This window comes from Pseudomonas sp. JAI115 (genome assembly GCF_014200835.1).
GTDB lineage: Bacteria > Pseudomonadota > Gammaproteobacteria > Pseudomonadales > Pseudomonadaceae > Aquipseudomonas > Aquipseudomonas putida_A.
The window spans coordinates 224,727-242,005 of sequence record NZ_JACHCY010000002.1 but is presented as its reverse complement, the minus strand read 5'-3'; the positions used below and the strand labels follow the sequence as shown (position 1 = coordinate 242,005).

20 protein-coding genes and 1 tRNA gene are annotated in these 17,279 nt (G+C 60.6%); 8 read left to right on the top strand and 13 right to left on the bottom strand.

The genetic code is table 11. From position 1 onward, the window contains the following. The first annotated feature begins 26 nt into the window (after positions 1–26). From HDC30_RS06295 to HDC30_RS06285, 3 genes are all read left to right on the top strand, one after another. Entirely contained in the window at positions 27–398 is a 372-nt protein-coding gene (locus HDC30_RS06295) for a YajD family HNH nuclease (protein WP_003222612.1), read from the top strand. A gap of 192 nt (positions 399–590) precedes the next feature. Next, on the top strand, positions 591–1,061 hold the full coding sequence (locus HDC30_RS06290) for an RNA methyltransferase (RefSeq protein ID WP_007911337.1): 471 nt from the start codon (positions 591–593) through the stop codon (positions 1,059–1,061). An 82-nt stretch (positions 1,062–1,143) separates the two neighbouring features. Beyond that, positions 1,144–1,521 carry a DUF2892 domain-containing protein gene (locus HDC30_RS06285; RefSeq protein ID WP_183781660.1) on the top strand — a complete coding sequence of 126 codons (378 nt, stop codon included), beginning with the start codon at positions 1,144–1,146 and terminating at the stop codon, positions 1,519–1,521. Positions 1,522–1,629: 108 nt separating this feature from the next. On the opposite strand, the gene HDC30_RS06280 is transcribed toward HDC30_RS06285, so the two are convergent. Both HDC30_RS06280 and HDC30_RS06275 read right to left on the bottom strand, forming a co-directional pair. Beyond that, entirely contained in the window at positions 1,630–2,859 is a 1,230-nt protein-coding gene (locus tag HDC30_RS06280; RefSeq protein WP_183781656.1) for a hypothetical protein, read from the bottom strand. A 36-nt stretch (positions 2,860–2,895) separates the two neighbouring features. Then, positions 2,896–3,345 carry a YcgN family cysteine cluster protein gene (locus HDC30_RS06275; protein ID WP_027614519.1) on the bottom strand — a complete coding sequence of 150 codons (450 nt, stop codon included), beginning with the start codon at positions 3,343–3,345 and terminating at the stop codon, positions 2,896–2,898. A gap of 165 nt (positions 3,346–3,510) precedes the next feature. Here HDC30_RS06275 and HDC30_RS06270 point away from each other — a divergent pair, with 165 nt between their 5' ends. Continuing rightward, positions 3,511–4,104, top strand: a complete 594-nt coding sequence (locus HDC30_RS06270; protein ID WP_183781654.1) for a nitroreductase family protein — start codon at positions 3,511–3,513, stop codon at positions 4,102–4,104. A gap of 124 nt (positions 4,105–4,228) precedes the next feature. On the opposite strand, the gene HDC30_RS06265 is transcribed toward HDC30_RS06270, so the two are convergent. The 3 genes from HDC30_RS06265 to rnd form a co-directional block, all read right to left on the bottom strand. Next, on the bottom strand, positions 4,229–5,161 hold the full coding sequence (locus HDC30_RS06265) for a D-2-hydroxyacid dehydrogenase (RefSeq protein WP_027614517.1): 933 nt from the start codon (positions 5,159–5,161) through the stop codon (positions 4,229–4,231). 118 nt (positions 5,162–5,279) lie between these two features. Beyond that, entirely contained in the window at positions 5,280–5,573 is a 294-nt protein-coding gene (locus tag HDC30_RS06260) for a YcgL domain-containing protein (RefSeq protein WP_097086697.1), read from the bottom strand. Next, positions 5,570–6,703 (bottom strand): ribonuclease D, encoded by a 1,134-nt coding sequence (rnd, locus tag HDC30_RS06255; RefSeq protein ID WP_027614515.1) that lies wholly within the window; start codon positions 6,701–6,703, stop codon positions 5,570–5,572. The genes HDC30_RS06260 and rnd overlap by 4 nt, the downstream gene beginning before the upstream one ends. 254 nt (positions 6,704–6,957) lie before the next feature. Here rnd and HDC30_RS06250 point away from each other — a divergent pair, with 254 nt between their 5' ends. After that, positions 6,958–8,139: a cyanate transporter gene (locus tag HDC30_RS06250; protein WP_183781651.1), complete on the top strand. Its 1,182-nt coding sequence runs from the start codon at positions 6,958–6,960 to the stop codon at positions 8,137–8,139. Between the two features lie 200 nt (positions 8,140–8,339). After that, on the top strand, positions 8,340–9,275 hold the full coding sequence (locus HDC30_RS06245; protein ID WP_027614513.1) for a LysR family transcriptional regulator: 936 nt from the start codon (positions 8,340–8,342) through the stop codon (positions 9,273–9,275). A 3-nt stretch (positions 9,276–9,278) separates the two neighbouring features. Here HDC30_RS06245 and HDC30_RS06240 read toward each other — a convergent pair whose 3' ends face one another. The 7 genes from HDC30_RS06240 to HDC30_RS06210 all read right to left on the bottom strand — a co-directional run bounded on the left by HDC30_RS06240 (position 9,279) and on the right by HDC30_RS06210 (position 16,248). After that, positions 9,279–9,644, bottom strand: coding sequence for a 5-carboxymethyl-2-hydroxymuconate Delta-isomerase (locus tag HDC30_RS06240; protein ID WP_027614512.1), 366 nt, complete (start codon positions 9,642–9,644; stop codon positions 9,279–9,281). Between the two features lie 53 nt (positions 9,645–9,697). Continuing rightward, entirely contained in the window at positions 9,698–10,906 is a 1,209-nt protein-coding gene (locus tag HDC30_RS06235; RefSeq protein WP_183781648.1) for a low temperature requirement protein A, read from the bottom strand. 175 nt (positions 10,907–11,081) lie between these two features. Continuing rightward, complete coding sequence (locus HDC30_RS06230; RefSeq protein WP_027614510.1) at positions 11,082–12,002, bottom strand: LysR substrate-binding domain-containing protein; 921 nt, start codon at positions 12,000–12,002, stop codon at positions 11,082–11,084. A gap of 81 nt (positions 12,003–12,083) precedes the next feature. Further along, positions 12,084–14,189 carry a DUF6311 domain-containing protein gene (locus tag HDC30_RS06225; protein WP_183781645.1) on the bottom strand — a complete coding sequence of 702 codons (2,106 nt, stop codon included), beginning with the start codon at positions 14,187–14,189 and terminating at the stop codon, positions 12,084–12,086. Next, entirely contained in the window at positions 14,186–14,572 is a 387-nt protein-coding gene (locus HDC30_RS06220; RefSeq protein ID WP_096796603.1) for a GtrA family protein, read from the bottom strand. The genes HDC30_RS06225 and HDC30_RS06220 overlap by 4 nt, the downstream gene beginning before the upstream one ends. Continuing rightward, positions 14,569–15,279: a bifunctional 2-polyprenyl-6-hydroxyphenol methylase/3-demethylubiquinol 3-O-methyltransferase UbiG gene (locus tag HDC30_RS06215; protein ID WP_183781642.1), complete on the bottom strand. Its 711-nt coding sequence runs from the start codon at positions 15,277–15,279 to the stop codon at positions 14,569–14,571. Before HDC30_RS06215 ends, HDC30_RS06220 begins: the two co-directional genes overlap by 4 nt. A gap of 3 nt (positions 15,280–15,282) precedes the next feature. Continuing rightward, entirely contained in the window at positions 15,283–16,248 is a 966-nt protein-coding gene (locus tag HDC30_RS06210; protein WP_027614506.1) for a glycosyltransferase family 2 protein, read from the bottom strand. A gap of 276 nt (positions 16,249–16,524) precedes the next feature. On the opposite strand from HDC30_RS06210, the gene HDC30_RS06205 reads away from it, so the two are divergent. Both HDC30_RS06205 and HDC30_RS06200 read left to right on the top strand, forming a co-directional pair. Then, a complete protein-coding gene (locus HDC30_RS06205; protein ID WP_007963291.1) occupies positions 16,525–16,716 on the top strand; it encodes a DUF1508 domain-containing protein in 192 nt (63 codons plus the stop codon). Positions 16,717–16,854: 138 nt separating this feature from the next. After that, the gene (locus HDC30_RS06200; protein WP_027614505.1) at positions 16,855–17,061 is read left to right on the top strand and encodes a hypothetical protein; all 207 of its coding nucleotides are present in this window, start codon (positions 16,855–16,857) and stop codon (positions 17,059–17,061) included. Between the two features lie 81 nt (positions 17,062–17,142). Here the strand turns inward: HDC30_RS06200 and HDC30_RS06195 are convergent. Further along, a tRNA-Ser gene (locus HDC30_RS06195) sits at positions 17,143–17,232 on the bottom strand. Positions 17,233–17,279: the final 47 nt, after the last annotated feature.

Here is a 17,279-nt window from a genome sequence, read left to right as displayed (position 1 = left end):
TCAGTCTTTTTTACAAAGGTGAACCCATGAGTTCGTCCACCCCGACCAACACGTCGAAGCTCGATCGCATCCTTGCCGACAACCAGCGCGACAAGGAAATGGGCTACCGCGACAAGGCCCTGAAGATGTACCCGCACGTCTGCGGCCGCTGCGCCCGTGAGTTTTCCGGCAAGCGCCTGAGCGAACTGACCGTGCACCACCGCGACCACAACCACGACAACAACCCGCAGGACGGCTCGAACTGGGAGCTGTTGTGCCTGTACTGCCACGACAACGAACACTCGCGCTACACCGACCAGCAATATTTCGGCGACGGCTCGCTGAGCACGCCAAAAATCGCCAAGGCCACGCATAACCCGTTTGCCGCCCTCGCCGGGTTGATGAAAAAAGAAGACTGAAGATCTTCAGCGCCGGAACCGGCCCTTTCGCGAGCAGGCTCGCTCCCACATTTGATCGGTGGTGTACACAAAATCAATGTGGGAGCGAGCCTGCTCGCGAAGGCGGCCGGCCAGACACAACAGATCTCGAATCTGCCCGCCCTCCCCCAATCCCCGTATAATCGCCCTCTTTTTCCCGAAGGCACCCCGCTCGTGGCAGACAAACGTTACAGCTGCATTGGTTTGTACAACCCCAAATCACCGGAGAACGTCGGTTCGGTGATGCGCGCCGCAGGCTGTTACGGCGTGGCGTCGGTGTTCTACACCGGCAAGCGTTATGAACGCGCCGCCGATTTCGTCACCGATACCAAGCGCGTGCATTACGACATTCCGCTGATCGGCATCGACGACCTGAAAAAGATCCTCCCGCTCAACTGCGTCCCGGTCGCCGTGGAACTGGTCGAGGGCGCCCGCCCGCTGCCGGAATACACCCATCCAGATCGTGCGCTGTACATCTTCGGCCCGGAAGACGGCTCGCTGGATAAAGAGATCCGCGACTGGTGTGAAGACGTCGTGTACATCCCGACCACCGGTTGCATGAACCTGGCGGCAACGGTCAACGTCGTACTCTACGACCGCATGGCCAAGGGCCTGAATACCCGCTCCGGGCCGAAATTCCGCTGAAACGTCGCACATCCGATGGAACGAGCCGGCCGCTGCGGCAGTCAGCTTATCTATCTATTGCACATTGCCTGGGAGACAGATCATGACCGAACTCAAACGCGTCCAACGTATCGATTCCACCCCGTTCCAGAGCCCGACCGAACAGAACGTCCAGGGTTGGGAGCGCATCGGCTCGCTGGCCGGTGGCGTGATCATGGTCGGCAAGGGCCTGCGCCGTGGCGGCGTGTTCGGTCTGATTCAGGTGGCGATTGGCGGCGTGGCGATGGCCCGTGGCATCACCGGGCACAGCTCGATGAAAAGCCTGCTGGAGAAAAGCCGTGAGGACATGAACAACGTCCGGGCGAAGATCGAACGGGCCGGGGAAGAACTGAGCCAGCTCAAGGCCAACGCCGAGGCGGCGACCAGCACCGCGACGGTGACCGGCAATGACTCGGTGAGGTCGCCGAAGGCTGGGGTTTGAGCCTGAATTTTCGGTGAGGCTTCTGGCCTCTTCGCGAGCAAGCCCGCTCCCACATTGAAAGCTGGAATGCGATCAAAAGTGGGAGCGGGCTTGCTCGCGAAGGCGGTATTACTGAAGTAATGCGCTATCGAGGACTTTGGAAGACTCGCCCAGAACACTCTCGGCCAGTTGCACAAACTCCTTGGTACTCACCGTCCCCAGATGCATCGCCCCGCGCAACACATCATCCAGCGAACGTTTGTTGCGCGTCTTCAAGCGAATCTCGCGATCGAGTTCCTGCAAGACAATCACCGCTTTTGCAAGATGCGCCGGGCTGATCTGTTCGCCGCGCAGGGTCGTGACTTTCTGACTGTCCTTGGTCAATTTCGCCTGCAACGCCTGATAGCGCTCATCGCTCATGCCCCCGGCACGCCGCAGCAGTTCGATCGCGTAGTACTCGGCAAAGCCTTCGCTGATCCAGTCGCTGCGCTGCTCGTCATTGATGCGCCCGAACACCTGCGCCAGCTCACACACCAGCGCACTGCTGCCACTCTCGCTGACCAGCGGCAGACGCGTGTTCAAGTAGATCGATTCATGTGCGCCCAGACTGCCGCGCCACATCGGGTCGTTGGCGCCGACGATCAGCAGTTTTTTCGGATGTCGGGGATAGACCGCTTGCACCTGCGGCCAGACGAACGTCAGCAAGGTCAGCACATCCATGCGACGCATGCCCTGCCCTTGTGGCGAGGCCACGGTGACTTCGGTTTCGCCCAGGCGGGTGCGGCGGCTGCCGAGGTGACCGGCGAGCATCCAGCCGGTCGGGCGGTCGAACAGGCGTGACGGGTTATCGATGCGGAATTTGTTCTTGCCGATGCGCGGCCAGGCGGTTTCAACGCTTTGCCAGCCATTGGGCAGTTCGAATTGCAGACGCGACACCAACTCGATGCCATCCTGCTGATCGAGCCTGGCCGGCGGCACCAGATCATCACCTCGCAGCAGCGCCCAGCTCGGGGTCATGCGCGTGTCGAAGCTGCCGCTCTTGCGGCCGTGGCTGATACTGACGCGATAAGTCAGGCTGGGCTTGTCGCCGATCGGGCGCCAGAGGCCCCGGGTCTGTTTGCCCGGGGTCAGTTGCCACTGGCCGTCGGCCTTGAAGTCGCTGTAATGGCTGCCGTCACCGAGGTCAAAGTCGAGACTGCGCACCGCTTCGCCTTTGGCCAGGGTCAGGCGTACTTCGGCCTGATCGCTTTGCGGCAACAGGCGTACGTGGTAATCGAGGTCGACTTTTTTCGCCGCCCACACTGGTGCGCTTAGCGCCAGCAGGCCGATCAGCGATGCCCGCAGCAATCCCCCAGCCATACACACTCCTTGTTGAATCCTGGAAACCCTGGGTGCTTAACCAGCCCGGAAAATCAGGTGATCTTCCCAGTCGTCCTCCGGCACACTGCCTTCGGCGAGCATGCGCCCGGACTGGGAAATCCGTTCGTGGTGCACCGCGTCACGATCGCCGCACACCAGGTGGTGCCACAACGGCAGATCCTTGCCTTCGCTGACCAGACGATAACCGCAGGTCGGCGGCAGCCATTTGAATTCTTCAGCCTGGCCCGGAGTGAGCTGGATACAGTCCGGGACAAACTTGATGCGATTCGGGTAGTCGCTGCACTGGCAGGTCTTCAGGTCCAGCAGTTTGCAGGCGATGCGCGTGTAATAAACGCTGTTGTCTTCTTCATCTTCGAGTTTCTGCAGGCAGCACAGACCGCAGCCGTCGCACAGCGATTCCCATTCCTCGTGATCCAGTTGCTCGAGGGTTTTGCGTTTCCAGAACGGTTCGACTTTGGCAGCCATGGCTCAAGCATCAACATCAGGTGGTGAAAAGGCCGCCAGTCTAGTGCCCAAGGCCTTGCGGGCCAAGCGCTGGCGACTGTCGGTAAATCGCGCTTGTCAGCCGAATCGCCGCCCAGTAGGGTTTTGCCACGAATCCATGACTCAAACACAGCAAGGAATCTTTCGATGAGTGCCAACCCTCGCGTCGCCGATTACGCCATTCACCCGCAGTTCACCGACCGCTGGTCGCCCCGCGCCTTCACCGGCGAAGCGATCCCGGAAGAAACCCTGCTGAGCTTTTTCGAAGCCGCACGCTGGGCGCCGTCGGCCTACAACTCGCAGCCATGGCGCTTTCTGTATGCGCGCCGTGACACGCCGAACTGGGAACGCTTCCTGGGTCTGCTGAATGAATTCAACCGCAGCTGGGCGCAACACGCTTCGGCGCTGGTGATCGTGATTTCGAAAACCACCTTCACCGCACCCGGTGCCAGCGAAGAGTCCCCGGCGCTGTGGCACACCTTCGACACCGGCTCGGCCTGGGGCCACCTGGCGCTGCAAGCGAGCATCAGCGGCTGGCACACCCACGGCATGGCCGGTTTCGATCAGGAGCTGACCCGCAAGGAGCTGAACATTCCGCAAGGTTATGCGCTGCATGCGGCGGTCGCTATCGGCAAGCTGGGTGACAAGGCGACCTTGGCCGAATACCTGCAGGCTCGTGAAGTGCCGAGCCCGCGTCGCCCGCTGAGCGAGCTGGTGGCGGAAGGCGACTTCACCCTCTAAGCCAGCACAAAAATAAATGTGGGAGCGAGCCTGCTCGCGAAAGCGGTGTGTCAGACAACGATGATGTTGGCTGAAACTCCCCCTTCGCGAGCAGGCTCGCTCCCACAGTTTATTCGGCGAACATTCAGTAACCGCGGTTGAAATCCACTTCCCCGCGCAACGCTTCTCCTGCCTGATACGCCTTAAGGTTCTCGACAAACAACTGCACCATCAATGCCGGCGACGTGGGTGCCGAGCTGTGCCCGGTCAGCAGCAGGCCCCAGGCGGTCCAGAACGGATGGCGTTGCGGCAATGGCTCCTGACGGCAGACGTCGATCACCGCACCGGCCAGATGCCCTTCCTTCAGGGCTTCCACCAGATCCGCATCAACCACCGCCACGCCGCGCCCAACGTTGATGAACAACCCGGTCGGCTTGAATTGCTTGAACAGCGCCGCGTCGTAAATGTCGTGGGTGTGCTCGGTATTCGGCAGCAGATTGACCACGTAATCGACCGCGCCGACCAGTCGCGGCAGATCCGCCATCGAGCCGACTTCGACGAACGGCGCCTGCTCGCGCGCGCTGCTGGCGATGCCGTACAGCTCGACGCCAAACGGCAGCAGAAACTGCGCCACGCTCTGGCCGATATCGCCGGTGCCGACGATCAGCACCTTGCGCCCGACCAGACTCTGGCCGGTGCGGTTGTCCCACTTGCGCTCGACCTGGCTGACCAGGCGCGCCAGCACTTCACGCTCGTGGCCAAGCATGTAGGTCAGCACGTATTCGGCCATCACCTGACCGAAGATTCCCACCGCGCGGGTCAGGCGGTAATCGCGGCGCAAGCCGTCAGCGAGCAACGGCGTGATGCCGGCCCAAGTCGATTGCAGCCATTGCGGCTCATGGCCCTGACGCAGCAGGGTCGCCAGCAGATCCGGCTGCCCCAGCCACACCGGGCAATCGGCCGCCTGCCGGGCCAGTTCGGCGGAGTCGCCACTGGTCAGTACTTCAAGCTCGGGGGCCGCCTGACGCAGCAGCCGGGCGTACACCGCGTGGTCGTGTTCAGCAATCAGAACGCGCATCTTCAAACCTTTCGCAAACCGTGCAGGCAACCGCCGAAGGAGTCGCGCTCCTTCGTGGCGGTCGTCGCCGTAAAATCAGTTCCAGGGTGGCAAGAGGCCCAGAACAGGGCCTCGCAGATCAGACCGGGTCGTTGCGTCGCAGCAATTCTTCGGGCAGGTGTTCGATGTACTCGTCCTCGGCCGGTGGCATCTGCAGGTGATAGCCCTGCTTGTCGAGGTTTTCCAGGACCACGACGATGTCCTCGCTGGCCAGCTTGCGCTCAGGCGACAGCACCAGATCGAAGGCATGTTTCGGCTTGCCGAACGCCAGCATCAGGGGTTCCGGCACACGCTCCAGAGCATCGCTCTTGAGCACATAAAGGTACATTCCGCTTCGCTTGGAGCTTTGGTAAATGGAGCAAATACGTTTCAAGGCTGTTCTCCGGCGGTGGCCAGGCTGTCGAGCAGCTTCTGGCCCATGAGTTCGCGGCGCCAGCCACGCAGCGACTCAGGCAATTGATAAGGACCCTCGGGGAAGCCGCTTTTGACCAGCGCTTCGAGGGTTTTCTTGCGCAGCATCAGTTCCGGGGCGATGCCCAGGCGTTCGGCTTCGACCTGGCCGAGGGCGCGCAGTTGCTTGATCAGCGCAGCCGCTTCGACCGGCAATGGCTCCGGCACCGCCGGCGGCCATTGATCAGGCCCCACACTGCCAGAGCGCTTGATCAGATCAAGCAGAAATTGGCCGTCCTGACGCACGGTACGCGGGTGCATGTCTTCGATCTTGCCCAGCGCGGCGAGGTTGTCCGGCTGCGTGCGGGCCAGCGGCCACAGCGAGTGCTCACGGACGATGCGGTTGCGCGGCAGATCACGGGCACGCGCTTCTTTTTCACGCCAGGCGCACAGCTCACGCAGCACCGCCAGTTGCGCGCGGGACAGTTTCCACGCCAGTTTGGCTTCGCGATAGACCTCGTACGGGTCGGTCTCGCGGCGCAGGTTGGCGACCAGTTCGGCGCCGTCCTCCAGCACCCAGGCGAATTTGTCGTCGGACAGCTTCGGCCGCAGCTGTACGAAAACTTCCGCCAGATGCACTGCGTCTTCAGCGGCATAGCTGATTTGTGTGTCGGAAAGTGGACGCTGCAACCAGTCGGAACGGGTTTCGCCCTTCGGCAACTCAATGCCCAGCACTTCCTGCACCAGCCGCGAATAGCCCATCGAGAACCCGAGGTTCAGGTAGGCCGCCGCCAGTTGCGTGTCGAACAACGGCGCCGGCAGGCTGCCGGTCAGACGCAGCAGCACTTCGAGGTCTTCGCTGCAGGCGTGCAGGACTTTGAGCACCGCCGGGTTTTCCAGCAACGCCGCCAGCGGTTGCCAGGCGTCGATGGTCAGCGGATCGATCAGGTAGGCGCGTTTGCCGTCGCCGACCTGCAGCAAACCGGCAATCGGGTAGAAGGTGTCGACCCGCATGAATTCGGTGTCGAGGGCAACGAACGGCAGTTGCTGCCACTCGGCGCAAAACTGCGCGAGGCTTTCGTTGTCGCGAATCCAGTGAATATCGATGGCCACACGGCTCTCCCTTGAAGAATGGCGCGCAGTATATATCGCCGCCGGCGTTTTACGCGCCTGCGCTGGGCCAGAGCTGTAACGAAATGTCCTGCCAGAAAGAAAGAATAGTCTTACAGCGTGATCAGCAAGAGGAATCCGAACCTCCCCATGTAGGAGAGCAATATTTAATTTTTAAATAATGCTCGGGAAATCTGATTTGCCGATAAGTGCTGCGCGCCGCCTAATCGACAGCCTCCGCAATCCAGAGTCTGCCGATGGAAAACGTCCGCGCCACCACCCGCCCCGCTGTCTGGCTGATGTTCGGGATCATCCTCGTCGCGCTCAACCTGCGTCCCTCCATGGCCGCCGTCGGGCCATTGTTGTCGGCGATTCGTGGCGATATCCCGCTGAGTTTCAGCGTGGCTTCGCTGCTGACCATGCTGCCGGTGATGGCAATGGGGCTGGCGATGTTTTTCGGTATCGGCATCAGCCGGCGCCTGGGCGAGCAACCCACGGTGATCCTGTCGTTGTTGATCATCGGCCTGGCGACGCTGTCGCGGCTGGTGCTCGATTCGGCACCGCAGTTGATTGGCAGCGCGGTGCTGGCCGGGATGGGTATCGCCCTGATTCAGGCGCTGATGCCGGTGCTGATCAAGTCACGCTTCCCCGACCATGTGGCGCTGTGCATGGGCCTGTATGTCACATCGATCATGGGCGGCGCCGCGCTGGCCGCCTCATTTTCGCCGCTGGTGCTGGGGCAGACCGGCAGCTGGCGCATCGGCTTGGCGATCTGGGCGGCACTGTCCTTGCTCGCGTTGCTGGTCTGGTGGACACAGTCGATCCCGTCATCCCTCCAGATCACGCCTGTAGGAAAAGAGTCCTTCACGCGTAATTCCCGCGCCTGGCTGCTCGCCATCTTCTTCGGCCTCGGCACGGCGTCCTACACCTGCGTGCTCGCCTGGCTGGCGCCGTACTACGTGGAACAGGGCTGGAGCGAACAGCAGGCCGGGCTGCTGCTGGGTTTTCTGACCGCCATGGAGGTGATTTCCGGGCTGCTGACGCCGGCCATCGCCAACCGTAGCCGTGATCGCCGTACCGTCCTCGCAGCATTGCTGCTGCTGATCATCGGCGGCTTCTGCGGATTGATCCTCAGCCCGCAACACCTCAGCCTGCTGTGGCCGTGCCTGTTGGGGCTGGGGATTGGCGGCCTGTTCCCGATGAGCCTGATCGTCTCGCTCGATCACCTCGACAACCCGCAGCGCGCCGGCAGCCTGACCGCGTTCGTGCAAGGCATCGGCTACCTGATCGCCGGGCTTTCGCCGCTGCTGGCCGGAATCATCCGCGACCGTCTCGGCAGCTTCGAATGGGCCTGGTGGTCGCTGACCGCAGTGATGGTGGTGATGCTGCTGATAGTGCTGCGCTTTGACCCTCGGCTGTACGCCCGACACATCCGTTGAAGCCGAATGCCGCCGCCGGGCTAGAGGCCTGTTGCCATCTTTTTGCGGTTTATTGACCGACGTCGTGTTGCTAAAAGTTTCTGTCCCACTGGCGACATTGAAACGTCCTACAGGGCTTTGTCCTGGCACCATCGTTCCGCTACGATCATGCGCACACGTTTGCGCGGATTCAGCGCAAGGAGCACAGCGGGACGGAACGGATGCTGAACAGTAACTTGCTTCGAAAGCTCGACATGCAGGATCTCATGGTGTTTATCGCCGTGTATGAGCAAAGCAGCGTCACGGATGTCTCGGAGACGCTGTGCGTCAGCCAGTCCACTGTCAGCTATTGCCTGAAAAAATTGCGCACCAGTTTCGAAGACGAGTTATTCATCAACACCCGCACGGGCATGCGTCCCACCTACAAGGCCGGCACCATGTACGGCCATGTGCAGAAAATCCTCGAAAGCATCAACCTGTGCCACGCCGGCGCCCCGGCCTTCGACCCGACTCGGCAAGCGGTGACCTTCAATATCTGCGCCCCGGAATACTTCGAGCAATTGGTGCTGCCACGGCTGTTGAAGCGTTTCGACTTCGACGATTTGCCGGTGGTGGTCAACATGCACAAGTTCGAGACCGATGTGCCCGCCGACGAACTGCGCGACGGCAGCCTCGACCTGGTGATCTGTTTCGGCCCCAACTTCCACCGCAGCCACACCGACCTGAAATCGCGAATGCTGCTGGAGGACGACCTGGTCTGTGTCTTTGACAAACGCGCCACGCCGCTGGAACCGCGCCTGAGCCTGCAGGCCTTCACCGAGCGGCGCCATGTGTTCCCGACACCGTGGACTTCCACCACCAACATGGTCGATGGCTGGCTGGCGCGTCAGGCGCAGAAACGGCAGATCGTCGCGCGCTCCAACAGCTACAGCGCGGCATTGAAGATGATCACCGGCACCGATTTCATTCTCACCCTGCCCCGACGCATCCAGCGCCTGCTGACCAACGACGCGGTGTTCAATCACTGCGAGGCGCCGAACGGCCTGCCGGGGTTCACCCTCGACATGCAATGGAGCCAGAACGCCGATCAGGACAGCGCCAACGTCTGGCTGCGCGAGCAGGTGATCAAGGTGTGCAGTGAGCTGGAAGCGGCCTGAGTCCTACATGCCGATTGCGGTCTTGGTGTAGGAATCGCGGTCGATATCGAGCAACTCCACACACAACTGCACTTCAACTCCGGCCGGCCATTCGCACAGATCCTGCAACACCGCCAGCAGACTGTCCGAGAGCTGCTTCTTGATCTGCGGCGAACGACCGCTGAGCAGCGCCAGCTTCACATGGATGAAAGCACGCTCACCCATGCCGGTACCGACCTTGAAGGTCTCGACCTTCACCGCCCGGCTCTTGATATCGAACTCCGCAGCGAACTGACCGGAACCCACCAGGGCGTTGTTGAGGCGGATCAACGCCACATCAGCGTTCAACTGCGGCAAGTTGGCGGTGTATTCCATGTGCAGGTGTGGCATGGGGATGCTCCAGTCAGTCGGCAGAAAGGTCGTACATATACCACAGCGCTGCCCTACTCTCCTGTGGCTTTTTCCGAGGTTATCGAGGCCGACGCCTGACGCAATGCCAGGCTTTCCCACAGCGCCACCAGCACCACGATCGCCGTGGTCAAAGCCCCGAGCATCAGCGCCGAAAACCAGTGGTTCAACGCCAATGGCAGCGCCAGCATGAGCAACACCAGCCCCGCCAGATGCGACAACGGCGGCAGCGGTCGGTCGGACATGACCCACTTGAACAGCGCATTGCCCAACAGAAACAGCCATGGCCCGCCAATGATCACCAGGATCCCGGCGTCACTGGCGTGATCCGGATGCACCAGCACCAGTTCGTCGGCCACCGCACTGACAATCACCCCGGCAACGATCAACACGTGCAGGTAGGTGTAGGCGATGCGCGCCTGGCGCCCGGGATCGCTCGAATGCGTGATGCGGTGATGCGCGCGCTCGGCGCCGCTGTCGAAGTACACCCACCACATGCCGATGCTGCCCAGCACCGCCACCAGAAACGCCATGACTCCGGTGGCGCTCAGCGTCAGTTCAGCGAACGTCGCACCGGTCACCAGCAACGATTCGCCCAGGGCGATGATCACGAACAGCGCGCAGCGCTCGGCCATGTGATTGCCTTCGACGTTCCAGTCGCTCAACGACGAACGCCCCAGCCCCGGCACCCAGAAATACAGCGAAGGCGAGATCAGCTCGATCAGCAGCGCCAGCGCCCAACACAGCAGACGTTGTTGCCCGTCAAGAAAGGCTCCGACGATCCAGAACACGCCGGAGCACATCAACCACGCCAGAATCCGCTGGAAGTTGCGGGTCATGCTCAGCGACTCGCCACGCACCGCCCAGATCGCAAACAGCGTGCGCCCGACCTGCATGAACACGAACGCCGAGGCAAACATCAGCCCGCGCTCGGTGAAAGCCTTGGGGATCGAGGACGACAGCAACAGACCGGCGATCATCAGTCCGAACAGGCCGAGACGGATCGGCAATTTTTCCGGGTCGAGCCAGTTAGTGATCCACGAAGTGAAAATCCACACCCACCACACCGCGACCATCAACAGCGCCACCTGCACCGCGCCCAGGATCGACAAATGCGCGAGCAACGAATGCGAGAGCTGAGTCACGGCAAACACGAACACCAGATCGAAAAACAACTCGACCATGCCGACCTTGCCACTGTCGAGACTGCCGCGCCCACGCAGCAAAGATCGGGAAATGCTCATCGGGACAGGCCTCCGCCAAGGTTACTGCCATTGAGCAAAGCAGCCCGACCAGACGAACGCAAACCCTGTAGGAGTGAGCCTGCTCGCGAAAGCGCTGTGTCAGACAACATTGATGTGACTGACACACCCTCATCGCGAGCAGGCTCACTCCTACAGGGGAGATTTGTGGTGGGATTCAGGGGGCGGTCAGTGGCCGCTCACTCATGAACGCCTCAAGCCGCGACCGCAGCCAGCGCTCGGCCGGGTCGCTGTCGACGTGGCTGAGCCAGACCATCGACAGATCCAGCATCGGCGTCTTGAACGGAAACGGTTCCTTGAACAACAGCCCGGAGGCAGCCATGGCTTCGGCGGTGTAGTCCGGCAGGCTGGCGATCAGGTCGGTGCCGGCCAGCAATGCCGGCAGCGCACTGTATTGCGGCACCGACAACACCACATGCCGCGTGCGGCCGATTTCCGCCAGCCACTCATCGGCATAGCCGCTGATGTTGGCGGTGTGCGACACCAGTACGTGTGGGCGCGAACAGTATTCATCGAGGGTCAGCGGCGAATCCGAGGCGTCGGCGCGCAGAATGCTTGGCTGGATATGCCGCAGCAGTTTGCGCTTGGCATTTGCCGGCAGGCCCCGGGTCTGACTGATGCCGACGGTGATGTCGCCGGCGGCCAGCAGGTCGGGGATGCGCCAGTAGTCGACGTGTTGCACCACGAACACTACGCTGGGTGCTTCCTGACGCAGCGCCCGCAGCAACGGTGGCAGCAGGCCGAATTCGACGTCATCGGACAGGCCGATCCGGAACGTCATGTTGCTCACGGCCGGGTCGAAATCGTGAGTCAGGCTCAGCGCCACCGACAGTGAGTCGAGGGCCGGCGACAGGTACTTGAACAGCTCTTCGGCCCGGGCAGTCGGCTCCATGCGATGGCCGACGCGAATGAACAGCGGATCGTTGAACATCGCGCGCAAGCGATTGAGCGCCGAACTGATGGTCGGCTGGCCGAGAAACAGCTTCTCCGCCGCACGAGTGACGTTGCGTTCGAGCATCAAGGTCTCGAACACCACCATCAGATTGATGTCGGCCTTGCGTAATTCATTTCGATTCATCCATTGCCCCTACTCCCCGGTCTGCGGGCAGTTTAGAAAGGCCCATGGACAGCGTCCATGGGCGAAAGGAACAACACCGGCTCAATTCACCGTCAACGCCTGTATCCCGATCGCCAGCTTGCGCATGTCCTTGCCCATGCCCAACTCCCCCGGACTGATAGCGTTGGCGTATTTGAAACGAATATTCAGCACACCTTGTTGCTCGACACGCTGCTGCACTTCGACCGGCAACTCGACATTCAGGCGATTCGCTTCAGGCTTGACCAGCCGGGTGGACAGCACGCGTACACCGTTGACGAAAATTTCCACTGCTTGCTCGGTGTGTGAAGGGGCCAGCAGCGCAGTGGTTTCCAGCAAGAACGAGTGCACCCGAGCAGTCGGCCGCAGGGCAATTTGCGACTCATTCCCCTCGGACCAGGTGCCCCACGGTTCATTGTTCGCCCACCCTTTACCGAGGAAAAACGTCGCCAGACTGCTGGGATTGAACACGACTCTCTCGCCCGACTTGAGTGGCGGGATCAGCGTCAATGGGTCCGGGGCCGATATCGGCAGGCAGTCGGCGCAACGCCTCCAGCCCGGCGCCAACACGTTCAACCCGTCAATTCTGGCGAGCACATCGGTGTCACGATTCACGGTCAGAGCTGCTTCCAGCACAGTGCGGTTACTGAGCACGTACAGGGTATCGGCTGCATAGTTTCCAGAACTGACCATTCGATCCGACACCGCTTGAGCGGCTTCAGTGGCAACCGTACTGACGCGCCCAAGGTAGACCGCGTTGGTCGGCAAGTGATGGCGACCCGAGTAGTCGGCCAGGGTCATCCACTGTTCCGGATAATTCTCCGGTCGCAGCCAGCGCACTGCCTGATAACGCTTCGCCGCCTGCTCCCAGAACGGGTCGACCAATGGCGTCTTCCATGTGGGCGACGGCGTGGCCATGAATAAACCGCGCGACACCGCCCAACCGGCGCGCGTGTCTGCCACCTGAACCACCAGCGCCACACTCAGCAGCATCAACGCCACGCGCGAGGAGTGCCCGCGAATCACCACATAAAGGATCGCAAAAATGGCCATGTACATGAGCGGCCAGATCATTCGCCCCGAGCCACGAAAAATCGTGGCCACGGCAACCACCGCATCCGGCAGCGGAATCCTGAATTCGAATGGCCCTACGCCGATATTGTTGGAAACGGCGAATATCGCCAGCCCTGCCAGTGCGAGCAAAACCAACGGGTAACGGCGAGCCTTGGCTCCCAGGTCAGTCGTCCCTTGCAGCACCGGCACCAAGGCAAAGATCCCCAGGCAGATCACGCCCAGGCCCAGAAATGCGAACCCGTCGCCGTCGCCCAGTACACCCGGCATGTCCTGCAAGGTATAGGACCAGACACCCGCATCGAAAAAGGTCAGCACATTAGCCCGGAACAGGCCATACCCCATCAACGCCAGACCGCTGTCGCCTATGCTGAAATAACCCGCCTGCCAGCAGCAGACACTGACCAGCAGAAACAGACCGATCAACTCGATCAAGGCCTTACCCGGCGTCTGGCGCCGCTGAAGGGTTTTGGCGGCAAGGTCGGCAAGCCAGATCAACGCAACCATCGCCAGCAAATAAGCGTGCACCAGCGCAGCCGCCGCCAGCAGCGCGCCCCAGGCGAGGCGGCGTTTCGGCGTAAAGGGGCGCAATGCCAGATATAACCCTGCCAGCAACAGAAAATGCCCAGCCAGGGACAGATGTACGCTCATGCGGACGATCATCGCCGGAATGAACAAAAACATTCCTGCACCAAGCAAACGCAACGCCACGTCGCGACTGAACAGGCCAATCAGCTTCCAGGCAAACCAGCTCTGCAGAATGAAACACGTCAGTAGCCACAACCCGAAATACTGGAAGGGTTCAGGCAACAGGGCTGAGAACGGTTTGAAGATAAAGGCGAACAACGGATTGGAATCCGAGAAAATTATCCCGTTACCCAACTCCAGCCCATAGCTCGGGTTAAGCCCCAGTGGAAACGTCCAGGGCGAATGACGAAAAAAAACCCAACCCTGATAGTGCGTGGCGGGGTCGCCGTCGCCCAGCCATGCAATGTTCATCGGGTTCAAGGCACGTGGGCCGACCACAATGAAAAACGCCAGAATTCCCAAGAGCACGGGCAGCAGCGCAGTCGCCCGATGTGTTGCGGAGAGCTTCATCGATACGTCCAGAAGTTGTGCAAGACAAACGTGAATGCCGGAATCGTCAGCGCCACCGCGACAATGCCCAACAGATAATTCAACCCGGCCACCTGCGCGGCCCAGGCGACAAACATCGCCAACAGAAAACCGCACGCCGATACCAATAGAAATCGCAGCAACGTTCTGCCGTGCAACCGAGCCGAGAAACTCCAAGTGGTATTGATCACGTAGGACACCACCGTTGCCACGGCAAACGCCACTCCGTTGGCCAGCGGCGGTTGCGGCGCAACGAAATTGATGAACAGCACAGCCACCAGCGCATGCAGCGCGGTGACGAACAGACCGGTCACGGCAAAGCGCAGACCGCGCTGGATCAGCGTTTTCCTTTCAACTGAAGTCACGGTTTTTGCGCCAGCACGAACACGCTCAGCCCGGCCAGACGGTTGTGGCTCATCAGCGGCAGTTCGAGGCAGCACAACGTCTTGAGCACGCCGTTGACCAAGGGATGATGGCGTTTGAGCTGAGACTGCGGCGCTGCGGCCTGCGGCCCTTTGGGCAGCAAACGCAACGCCGCCGCAATCGGAAACACCGCGCCGAAATAGTAGGCACCAAGCTGCACGCTCAAACCGGCATCACAGGCCAGGGTTTCAAACTGCGGCAGGGTGTAGCGGCGCTTGTGTTCGAGGAAGTCGTCGTGACCGCTCCACAGGAACTGGAACGCCGGCACGGTCATCAGGAAACGGCTGCCGGACGGCACCTTATCAACGTAAGCCTTGAGCAGACCAAGGTCATCGTCGACATGCTCCAGCACATCCATGAGCAGCACCAGATCGGCGTCGATGGCGTCGATATCGCGGCGGTAATGCACCGGTTTGCCGACGGTGGTCGCATCGGAATCGGCGGGGTAACTGATGTCGACGCACCACGCTTCGCGCGCATCGGTTTGAGTCAGCAGGTGATGGGAGAAGAAACCCGAGCCGGCGCCCACGTCGAGAATCCGCGTGATCGGTACATCACCGAGCAGACGACGAGTCGCCGCCGCTTTGGAGCAGTAATACCAATGCTCACCGATGCTGTCGCCGAGGATATCGGTTTCCTTGAGATCCATGTTTCAGTCCTTGGGGTCGTAGACGCGACGCACCAGAAAAACCGGCCGGCGTTTGGATTCGATATAAGTGCGGCCGAGGTACTCGCCGAGTACGCCGATGCCAATCAATTGCAGGCCACCGAGGAACGTCACGGCCACCATCAGCGAGGCATAACCGGGCATGTCGACGCCGTGGATCAGCGTGCGCAACACGATAAAAATGGCAAAGGCAAAGGACACCAGCGACACCGCGGCGCCGATGTAAGTCCAGATCCGCAACGGTTCGGTACTGAAACTGGTGATGCCTTCCAGGGCAAAATTCCACAGCCGCCAGCCGTTGAATTTGCTCTGCCCCGCCACGCGCTCGGGCCGCTCGTAATCAACGTGGGTAGTCCGAAAACCGACCCAGGCGAACAGGCCCTTCATGAAGCGCCGGGACTCGGGCAAAGTCAGCAAGGCATCGACTACACAACGGTCCATCAGGCGGAAATCGCCGACGTTTTCCGGCAGCGGTTGCTCGGCGATCTTGTTGTGCAGGCGGTAAAACCAATGCGCCGACGTCTGCTTGGCCCAGGTGTCGCTGCGGCGGCTGACGCGATGACCGAGCACCACTTCATAGCCCTCGCGCCATCGCTCGATCATTTGCAGAATGACTTCGGGTGGGTCCTGCAGATCGGCATCGATAGGCACCACAATCTGCCCGTTGGCGATTTGCAATCCCGCAGACAACGCCGCCTCTTTGCCGAAGTTACGGCTCAGATCGACGATGCGCAGCCGCGAGTCGTGCCGCTGACGATCCAGCAGCCGCTCAAGTGTGGCATCAGTGCTGCCGTCATTGATGAACACCAGCTCCAAAGCAATTGAGGCTTGGTGCTGGAAGACTTCATCGATGCGCAGAATGAACGCGTCGAGACTGTCCTCCTCGTTAAAAACCGGGACAACCAGCGATAACGTGACCCGTGTGGCCTGTGCCGTTCCATGCTCAGTCAATGGAGTGCTCTTTTTATAGTGTTTGTCGGTCGTCGAAGCATTTTCAACGCCATGAGCCGTCCCGTATTAAGCAGTAGCGTCGATAGCCTTGCAAGGTGCAAAGGGCGACATTCTGGCCAATCCAGACGCCGATGCGTGCGCTCTAGCCCGCACTCTTCAGAAACATCTGCCAACGATTGGAAACAAATACCCGATAGCGAAAAAAACTCGCTCCGCTAGGCTTGCGACGATGCGCCACACAGGTTGTCGCAAACACCATCGCAAGGAGCGAACTGAATGTATTTCGAGATCTACAGGCAATCCCGAGGCACCCCGAGCACCGGCAAAGGCCAATGGCGCTGGAGACTGCGGGCGGGGAACCACGAGACGATTGCCAGTGGCGAGTCGTATGTGAACAAGGCCGATTGTTTACACGTGATCGAGTTGATCAAGGGTGTGCAGGGGGAGACACCGGTGAAGGAAATCTGATGGCGCCGCGTCCTACAGCCTCTTCCTTTTTCGTCTGAAGCACTGGCAAAGCACTTTTGCGCCCCTACGCTGTTCAGCGTACGGGGCCATCCAGCCCTGTTTCGCCAAATGACGTTCAAACTCAAAAGGAGCCGCACCATGGCTAGAGACAAAGCGAAAGACGACAAGCACTTCAACTGCACCCAAACACACGAAGCCGACTACGTCGCCAGCCTCTATCCGCACGCCAAGGACGAAGTGAAAACCTTCCTGGCCTCGGCTTGCAAGGACAACACCCTGCGCAACTCGACGCACAAGGAAGTGTATGACCTGATCAAACAGAAGCTCGGGCATCCGCAGCCGTGAGTGGCTGAGGCGGGTGCTCGGTAAAACTCGCAGATACAAAAAAGCCCCGCAGCTTCTCAGCTACGGGGCTTTTTCTATATATGGCGGAGAGATAGGGATTCGAACCCTAGGTACCGGTGAAGGTACAACGGATTTCGAATCCGTCCCATTCGGCCACTCTGGCATCTCTCCAACGGCGCGCATCATAACAACACTTCTGCCGAAAGCAAACCCTCTTT